The following is a 7,703-nucleotide window of genomic DNA, read 5'->3' as shown; positions in this document are numbered from 1 at the left end:
GAGCGCGCCCTTTGCCGGGGCGATGCCCCAGCGCGCGGCGGAGACCACCCCCGCCGAAAGCGCGGAGGCGACGGCGCAGGTGCTGTTCCGCTACCCGCAGCCGGTGACGCTGGCCAACGGCGGCACCATGATGATGCCGATCACCGCCCGCGCCATCCCGGCGGAGCGGCTGTCGCTCTACCAGCCCAACACCCAGCCGCGCCACCCGCTGGCCGCTCTGCGCCTCAGCAACGGCGACTCGGGCGAGACCGGCCTGCCGCCGGGCGTGCTGACGCTCTACGAACGGCTGGGCGGGGCCGCCGCCTATGTGGGCGACGCGCGGCTGGCCACCCTTCCGGCGGGCGAGAGCCGGATCCTCAGCTTCGCGGTGGATCAGGCGGTGACGGTGGACCGCTCCGAACAGCCCAGCCGCACCCTGTCCCGCGCCACCCTGGCCGATGGGGTGCTGCAGTTGACCGTGACCGACCGCCAGACCACCACCTACCGGATCGCCGGCGCGGCGGGCGAGGACCGCACCGTCATCGTCGAGCATCCGCGGCGTTCCGGCTGGGAGCTGGTCCAGCCCTCGGGCGGGGCCGCTCCCGACCTGACGGCCGACGCCTACCGTCTGCCGGTGGCGGTGCCCGCCGGCCAGACGGTGACCCTGTCGGTGGCGCTGGAGCGCCCGCGGATCGAACGCTTCGGCATCTCGGAAATGTCGCCGGAGCAGGTGCGGGCCTATGCCTCCTCCACGGAGCTGCCGCCCGCGGCGCGCGAGGCCCTGGCCAAGGTCGCGACTCTGCGCGCCGCCGTCGCCGACAAGGAGCGCCGCGTCGGCGAGCTGGAGCGCGAACAGGCGGAGATCGGCAAGGAACAGGAGCGGCTGCGCCAGAACCTCGCCACGCTGCCGCGCGACAGCGACCTGTTCAAGCGGACCATCGCCAAGATGGGCGAGCAGGAAACCCGCCTGGACGGCCTGTCCCGCGAGCTGGCCACCGCCCGCAAGGAGGCCGACACCGCCCGCAACACGCTGCGCGATCAGGTGCGCGGCATGACGTTCTGAGCATGACGGCGGAGCATCACCAGGGCAGCGGCGACACGCCGAACAGCATCCGGTGCAGGTGCAGCAGCCCGCCGTAAAGCAGCAGAGCCACCACTGGGCGCCACCAGCCGATCTCCCGCCAGACGAGGCTCTGGCGCCCGGTCAGGATCGCCGCGAAGGGCAGGTTGGAGGTGCGGGCGGCGTAGCGGTCCCACGCCGCCCCCAGCCGCCGCGCCAGCTTCGCGTCGATCAGGACGCTGCCGCCCAGCGCCAGCAGGGCGAGCGTGCCGAACAGGATCAGCGAGGCGAGGTCCCCGTTCGGCACCATATGGGCGACCGCCCACAACCCGACGCCCCACAAGAACGGGTTGCGCGTCACCCGCAGGATGCCGCGGACCGGCTCCCGGTCGCCGGTCAGCAGCTTCTCCTGCCCGACCGAAGTCGGGTTCGGGGTGGAGAGGCCGGCGACGAGAAGGAACAGCGCGACCGGCACCAGCAGGACCGGCACCCAGGCCAGCCCGCCGGCGGGCGGCCACACCGGCACATGGGGCGCCGCCTTGTAGGCCGCCACCAGCCACCAGAAGGCCAGCGCCGAGACCAGCGAATAGAGGCCGAGATAGGGCTTCTCGCCCAGCCGTCCGACCAGTGCCGCGCGCAGCGGCGTGCTGGAAATGCCGAAATGCGTCAGCAGCAGGAACAGCCCTGCGGCGGACAGGTGGGCGATGGTGCCGGTCATGCGCTGTCTCCCGGTCGCGAAGCCTCTCGTCAGGCGCCCTTTTCCAGCGTCGTGCCGCTGCAATAGGCCCAGTCGTCGCCGTGCAGACCGAAGAACAGGGCCACCGGCTGCTTGCCGGAGCGGTCGATCACCACGCGGAAGCGGTTGCCGGTGCAGGCGCCCGCCGCCTGCTTCTGGTAGGGCAGCTTGACGCTCTTGGATTTCAGGCAGGAATCGGCGGCCTTGGGCGGGTTGGCCGACGCGTCGATGCGCTTGCCGTTCAGCACCATGTAGTAGTTGGTGGCCTGCCCGCCCTTGACCTCGGCCTTCACCTCGATCTTGCCGAATCGGGACTTGTAGAGGCCGGCGTCGGTTTCGCCATCCGGCGCGCCGGGGGCGATGGCGCGGAAGGACACGGCGCCGCAGGCCGGCGGCTCCTTCTTCTGGGCGAAAGCCGGCTGGGCAAGCGCAATGGTGGCGGCGCCCGCGACCAACGCGGCACCGAAAAGACGCGACAGCGGCATGCGAACCTCCTGGATCGGATGGAAGGGGTTGGGACGGGTCAGGCCGTGGCCAGACAGATCAGGGTCTGCTGCATGATGGCGCAGTCCTTCTCCACCCCGCCGTCGAGCATCGAGATCTCGACGCTGGTGACGGTCAGGGTGCGGCCCGGCTTCAACACGCGGGCGCGGGCGATCATCACCTCGCCCTTGGACGGCGCCATCAGATTGACCTTGAACTCCACCGCCAGGACCTCGCTGCCCGCCGGCATCAGCGTGTAGCCGGCGTAGCCCCCGGCGTTGTCGGCCAGCGTGGTGACCATGCCCGCGTGGAAGAAGCCGTGCTGCTGCGTCAGGTCGGCGCGGAACGGCAGGCGCATCTCGCAGAAGCCGGGCTCCAGCCGCGTCAGTTCGATCCCCAGCGTCTTGCAGATCGGCTGAAGCGCGAAGCTGGCGCGGCAGCGCGCCTCCCAGTCCGGATCGCGCGGTTCGAAGGTCTTGGGCACGTCTCGGGTCTCTCTGATTGTGTTCGGGCGGCCCTTACCCTGCGCCAGCCTTACGTTCCGATCAAGCCGAGCTGCGGGCTCGACGCCTCGGCGAAGGCACGTTTCGGCATGCGCCCGGCCAGACGGGCCGCCCGCCCCGCCGCCACCGCGTCGCGCATCGCCGCGGCCATGCGCACCGGATCGCGCGCCTTCGACACGGCGGTGTTCAGAAGGACGGCGGCGCAGCCCAGCTCCATCGCCAAAGCGGCATCCGACGCCGTGCCGATCCCGGCGTCCAGAACCACCGGCACCGGGCTGCGCGCGCAGATCGTCTCGATGGCGTGAGGGTTGCGGATGCCCAAGCCGGAGCCGATGAAGGCGCCCAGCGGCATCACCGCCGCCGCCCCAAGATCGGCGAGCTTGCGGCAGGTCACCGGATCGTCGTTGCAATAGGGCAGAACGGTGAAGCCGTCGGCCACCAGCTCCTCGGTCGCGCGCAGCAGCTCCTCGACGTCGGGGTAGAGCAGCTCGCGGTCGCCGATGACCTCCAGCTTGATCCAGTCCACGCCCAGCGCCTCGCGGGCGAGCTGCGCGGTCAGCACCGCTTCCTTGGCGGTCAGGCAGCCGGCGGTGTTGGGCAGCAGCCCGGCGCGGTCGCCGATGACGTCGACGAGGCTTTCCGAATAGCCGTCCAGGCTGATGCGCCGGATGGCGAGCGTGACCAACTCGCTGCCGCTGGCCTCCAGCGCGTCAAGCATGACCTGCTGATTCGGGTAGCCGGCGGTGCCGAGGAACAGGCGCGAGCGGAACTCACGGCCCGCTATGGTGAGCGTGTCGTTCATGGATGTTTCCTCGATGATTGATATCCCCTCTCCCGCCTCGGGAGAGGGAAGGGGCCCGCGCGAAGCGTGGGAAGGGTGAGGGTGCCGCCGAGGATCAGCGCCTTGATCCTTGCACGACCCTCACCCGCCCGCTGCGCGGGCACCCTCTCCCGGGACGGGAGAGGGATTGAGACGTGGCGGGCGAGAAGTTCAGCCGCCCTGCACGGGACGGATGATCTCCAGGGCGTCGCCCGCGGACAGGGGCGTCTCGTCCCAGCGGCGGGACGGCAGGACGGCACCGTTCAGGGCGACGGCGACTCCGCGCGTGCCCGCGGCGATTCCCCGCCCGGCGAGCAGTGCGGCGACGGTGGGGGCGGCGAGGTCCTCCTCCCGTCCGTTCACGCGGATGCGGGCACTCATGCCGCGGCTCCCTTCGGCTGGGCGAAACGGTCGAGCGCGAAGGGACGGATCACCGGATCGGCCTCCCCGGTCAGGACCAGCCGCGCCACCGAATCGGCGGTGACCGGGGTCAGCAGGATGCCGTTGCGGTGGTGTCCGGTGGCGTAGACCAGCCCCTCCACCTCCGAGAGGCCGAGGATCGGGGCGTCGTCGCGGGTGCCGGGGCGGAAACCGGCCCACGCTTCCTCGACGGGCAGCTCGGCGATACCCGGCAGGGCGCGCCACGCCCCTTCCAGCAGGGCGAACTGGCCCCCGGCGGTCAGCCGGTCGTCGAACCCGCGCTCCTCCGTCGTGGCGCCGACCAGCAGCCGCCCGTCCAGCCGCGGGATCAGGTAGGTGCCGGGAGTCCACACCACATGGCGCAGCAGCGGCAGCCGGGCGTCCATGCGCAGGCAGAGCATCTGGCCCTTCACCGGGCGCACGGGCGGCCGCACCGCCGGAGACAGCCCGTCGATCCAGCCCGACCACGCCCCGGCGGCCAAGACCACCCGGTCGGCCTCGAACAGCCGGTCCCCGACCTGGACGCCGACGGCCCGGCCGCCGCGGACCTCAATGCGGGACACCTCGGCGTACTCGTGCACCACGGCACCGGCCCGCAGGGCGGCGGCGTGCAGGGCGGCGGCGACCTTGCGGTTGTCGACCTGATGGTCGCCGGCGCAGAACAGCGCGCCGGCCACGCCCGGCTGGAGATAGGGCTCGCGCCGCCGCACCTCCGCCCCGCTCAGCCATTCCACCGGCAGGCCGAGCTTGGTCTGGAACTCGTGCAGGAAGCGCACCTTGGCCGCATCGTCGGCGTTCAGCGCGATGACCATCGTGCCTTCGGTGCGCAGGTCAACCGCCATGCCGGAGGCGGCCTCCAGCGCCGCCGCGAAGGCGGGCCACAGGTCCTGGGAAGCGCGGGTCAGCGGCAGGAGGCTCTCTTCGCCGGGCTCGGTCTCCACGCAGGCGGCGAGCATGCCGCCCGCGGCGTGGCTGGCGCCCCGGCCGGCGGCGCCGCGGTCGAAGACCTCGACCCGGCAGCCGGCGGCGGCCAGCCTCCAGGCGATGGACAGGCCGATCACCCCGGCGCCGATCACGGCGACGGTGGGTCCCCCGGAAGCGGAAAGAGCGGAATCGGAATGAAATGAGGGCGCGGATACCATGCGGCGGCTCCCTTCGCTGGCATTATCCAGACAGGTTCGATGGGTGTGATCTCAGCCGCGCGAGCGCATCCCGCACGGCACCCCAGCCAATGCCCGGATCATCCGGAAGAGAGCCGCCTTTGGCAAGCCCCTTTTCGTTGGTCACAACAACAAAAGCGACGCCAGCCCCAGGAAGGACAGGAACCCGATGACATCGGTCATGGTGGTCAGGAAGACCGAACTCGCCACCGCCGGATCGACGCCCAGCCGGTCGAGCCCGATGGGAATCAGCACCCCGCACAGGCCGGCGACGAACAGGTTGATGACCATGGCGCAGCCGATGACCAGACCGATCATCGGCTCGAACCACGTTGCGGCGATGGCCCCCACCAGCGTGGCGAAGACGGCGCCGTTGAGCAGCCCGACCAGAACCTCCTTCCCCACCACGCGGGGCGCGTTGGAGGACGACAGCTCGCGCGTCGCCAGGGCGCGCACCGCCACGGTCAGGGTCTGGGTCCCGGCGTTTCCGCCCATCGAGGCGGTGATCGGCATCAGCACGGCCAGCGCCACGATCTGCTCGATGGTCGCCTCGAACAGCGAGATGACGCCCGCCGCCGCGAAGGCGGTGAACAGGTTCAGCCCCAGCCACGAAATGCGCGAGCGCGAGGTTTCCAGAACCGAGCGGTAGATGGAGGTGTCGCCGACGCCGCCCAGCTTGCCGATGTCGTCCTCGGCCTCCTCGTCGATGATGTGGACCACGTCGTCGACGGTGATGACGCCGATCAACCGCCCGCCGGCGTCCACCACCGGGGCGGAGACCAGGGCGTACTGGCGGAACAGATTCGCCACCTCCTCCTGGTCCATGGTGGCGGGGATGGTGTCGACCTCCTCCGTCACCAGATCGGCGATGCGGACCGACCGCTTCTGGCGCAGCAGGCGCGACAGCGGCACCGCCCCGACCACCCGGTGCATCGGATCAACGACGAAGATGTCGTAGAAATCCTCCGGCAGCTCGTCGGTGGCGGCACGCACATAGTCGATGGTCTTGCCCACCGTCCAGAACTGCGGCACCGCCACCAGATCGCGCTGCATCAGGCGGCCGGCGGTGTCTTCGTCGTAGGTCAGGTTCTCCTGGACCAGCGCGCGGTCGGCGGCCGGCAGATTCTCCAGCACCTCCCGCCGTGTGTCCTCGTCCAGGCCCTCGATGACGTCGACGGCGTCGTCGGTGTCCAGCTCCGCGACGGCGGCGGCCAGCTCCTTCGGCTCGAACAGCTCGACGATCTCTTCGCGCAGATCGTGGTTGAGGTAGCTCAGCACCTCGCCGTCGAAGTCAGGGCGCAGGACGCCGACCAGAGCCTCCCGGTCGTCGTGGCCGAGCTGCTCGATCAGGTCCGCGACGTCGGCGGGATGCAGCCGGTCCAGTTCGGCCCGCAGCTCGTCACGCCGACCGGCGTGCAGCTGTTCGACGACCTCCTCCACCAACTCCGGCTCCACACCGTAGGCGCGCTCCTCCTCGCCGTCCTCGCGCGGTGGGTCGGGGCGTTCGGCCGGGTGCGGCACATCGTCCTGGATACGATCCGGTTCCTGGCGGTCGGTGTGCATGGCGGCACCCTCCCTTCACGATGGCAATGCGGCGTGACGGCATGGTCCTGCGATCGGCCGACCATGGCGCACCGGCGTTTGCGGGTTGGTGGGGAGCCCTTGCGGGTTCCCGCCGGGGCGCCCACCGAATATAGGTGTGCCGCCATTTTGTCCAGCGCGGCGGGCCGTTCCGGCTTCCCTGAACCCTCGCGCAATGCTTGCGTGGGCTGCGCAATTCGTGCACCCATAATGCTCGCGTGGCTTTTCTCTCCGCGCAGGCAGCGAAAAACAGACACCACCGGCCAACGGATGTGACGATGGAGTACGCCTATACCGACATCGACGGTCAGGAAGGGATCATGCTGTCGGGGCGTTTCACCTACGACGACAGCCGCAAGTTCCATGATCTGCTGGCGGACTGGGACATCGGCGCGCGGCCCGAGGTGCGGCTGGACCTGCGTTACATGACGTTCCTGGACTCCGCGGCGATCGGCATGCTGTTCGTCCTCGCCAACCGCTGCCGCGACGCGAAGGGGCTGGTAACGGTGCACAATGCGCAACCTTACATTGTGCAGACCATGCGCCGTGTGGCGCTCGACCAGTATGTGGAGTTCCGCTGAAGAGAGCAGATCCTGAAAGGACAGCCCCGATCGGGGCGGTCTGAAAATGAAGGCCCGGAAACGAAAAAGCCCGCTGTGGTCCGATGGACCGGCGGGCTTTTCGTTTGTTTGCCTAATCCCCCGTTGCTGGAGGATGGTGCGGTCGAGAAGACTCGAACTTCCACGGCATTTCTGCCACAGCGACCTCAACGCTGCGCGTCTACCAATTCCGCCACGACCGCACAAGGCTGGTAGAACCGATAAGGGAAGTGCTCCCCTCATCGGGTGGAGCGGGGGAATAGCAGATCCCCAACGGCCGATCAAGCGGCGTCTCGCGTTTTCTGCAAAGAAAGTTCATAACATCGGCATGACCGAGATCACCGCCCCCGTTCCGCCCGCCC

General features: G+C 69.9%; 8 protein-coding genes, 1 tRNA gene, 1 pseudogene and 1 riboswitch. Of the genes and pseudogenes, 2 read left to right on the top strand and 8 right to left on the bottom strand.

The window, feature by feature from the left end:
* Positions 1–1,042: pseudogene (locus tag GBZ26_RS24530) on the top strand (hypothetical protein); the annotation flags it as partial.
* Between the two features lie 16 nt (positions 1,043–1,058).
* Here the strand turns inward: GBZ26_RS24530 and GBZ26_RS24525 are convergent.
* The 7 genes from GBZ26_RS24525 to mgtE form a co-directional block, all read right to left on the bottom strand.
* Positions 1,059–1,757, bottom strand: coding sequence for an NnrU family protein (locus GBZ26_RS24525; protein WP_174441083.1), 699 nt, complete (start codon positions 1,755–1,757; stop codon positions 1,059–1,061).
* A 29-nt stretch (positions 1,758–1,786) separates the two neighbouring features.
* Complete coding sequence (locus tag GBZ26_RS24520; RefSeq protein WP_174441082.1) at positions 1,787–2,260, bottom strand: hypothetical protein; 474 nt, start codon at positions 2,258–2,260, stop codon at positions 1,787–1,789.
* 38 nt (positions 2,261–2,298) lie between these two features.
* A complete protein-coding gene (locus tag GBZ26_RS24515; protein WP_174441081.1) occupies positions 2,299–2,742 on the bottom strand; it encodes a hotdog fold thioesterase in 444 nt (147 codons plus the stop codon).
* A gap of 50 nt (positions 2,743–2,792) precedes the next feature.
* A complete protein-coding gene (gene thiG / locus GBZ26_RS24510) occupies positions 2,793–3,563 on the bottom strand; it encodes a thiazole synthase (protein WP_014199888.1) in 771 nt (256 codons plus the stop codon).
* Positions 3,564–3,752: 189 nt separating this feature from the next.
* A complete protein-coding gene (gene thiS / locus GBZ26_RS24505; protein ID WP_014199889.1) occupies positions 3,753–3,962 on the bottom strand; it encodes a sulfur carrier protein ThiS in 210 nt (69 codons plus the stop codon).
* A complete protein-coding gene (gene thiO / locus GBZ26_RS24500; RefSeq protein WP_222070539.1) occupies positions 3,959–5,077 on the bottom strand; it encodes a glycine oxidase ThiO in 1,119 nt (372 codons plus the stop codon). The genes thiS and thiO overlap by 4 nt, the downstream gene beginning before the upstream one ends.
* 57 nt (positions 5,078–5,134) lie before the next feature.
* Positions 5,135–5,238: riboswitch (TPP riboswitch) on the bottom strand.
* A gap of 46 nt (positions 5,239–5,284) precedes the next feature.
* Positions 5,285–6,724 (bottom strand): magnesium transporter, encoded by a 1,440-nt coding sequence (gene mgtE, locus GBZ26_RS24495; RefSeq protein WP_174441079.1) that lies wholly within the window; start codon positions 6,722–6,724, stop codon positions 5,285–5,287.
* Between the two features lie 296 nt (positions 6,725–7,020).
* Here mgtE and GBZ26_RS24490 point away from each other — a divergent pair, with 296 nt between their 5' ends.
* Complete coding sequence (locus tag GBZ26_RS24490; protein ID WP_014199893.1) at positions 7,021–7,323, top strand: STAS domain-containing protein; 303 nt, start codon at positions 7,021–7,023, stop codon at positions 7,321–7,323.
* Positions 7,324–7,457: 134 nt separating this feature from the next.
* Here GBZ26_RS24490 and GBZ26_RS24485 read toward each other — a convergent pair.
* Positions 7,458–7,544: transfer RNA gene (locus GBZ26_RS24485), tRNA-Leu, on the bottom strand.
* Positions 7,545–7,703 lie beyond the last annotated feature (159 nt).

The sequence above is a fragment of the Azospirillum formosense genome (genome assembly GCF_013340925.1).
Classification (GTDB): Bacteria; Pseudomonadota; Alphaproteobacteria; order Azospirillales; family Azospirillaceae; genus Azospirillum; species Azospirillum formosense.
This window is presented reverse-complemented; position numbering and strand designations above follow the sequence as displayed.

Excerpts from the sequence above, each read along its gene's own strand:
- GBZ26_RS24525 (WP_174441083.1), bottom strand. The coding sequence starts at position 1,757 with ATGACCGGCACCATCGCCCACCTGTCCGCCGCAGGGCTGTTCCTGCTG.
- GBZ26_RS24520 (WP_174441082.1), bottom strand. The coding sequence starts at position 2,260 with ATGCCGCTGTCGCGTCTTTTCGGTGCCGCGTTGGTCGCGGGCGCCGCC.
- thiG (WP_014199888.1), bottom strand. The coding sequence starts at position 3,563 with ATGAACGACACGCTCACCATAGCGGGCCGTGAGTTCCGCTCGCGCCTG.
- thiS (WP_014199889.1), bottom strand. The coding sequence starts at position 3,962 with ATGAGTGCCCGCATCCGCGTGAACGGACGGGAGGAGGACCTCGCCGCC.
- mgtE (WP_174441079.1), bottom strand. The coding sequence starts at position 6,724 with ATGCACACCGACCGCCAGGAACCGGATCGTATCCAGGACGATGTGCCG.
- GBZ26_RS24490 (WP_014199893.1), top strand. The coding sequence starts at position 7,021 with ATGGAGTACGCCTATACCGACATCGACGGTCAGGAAGGGATCATGCTG.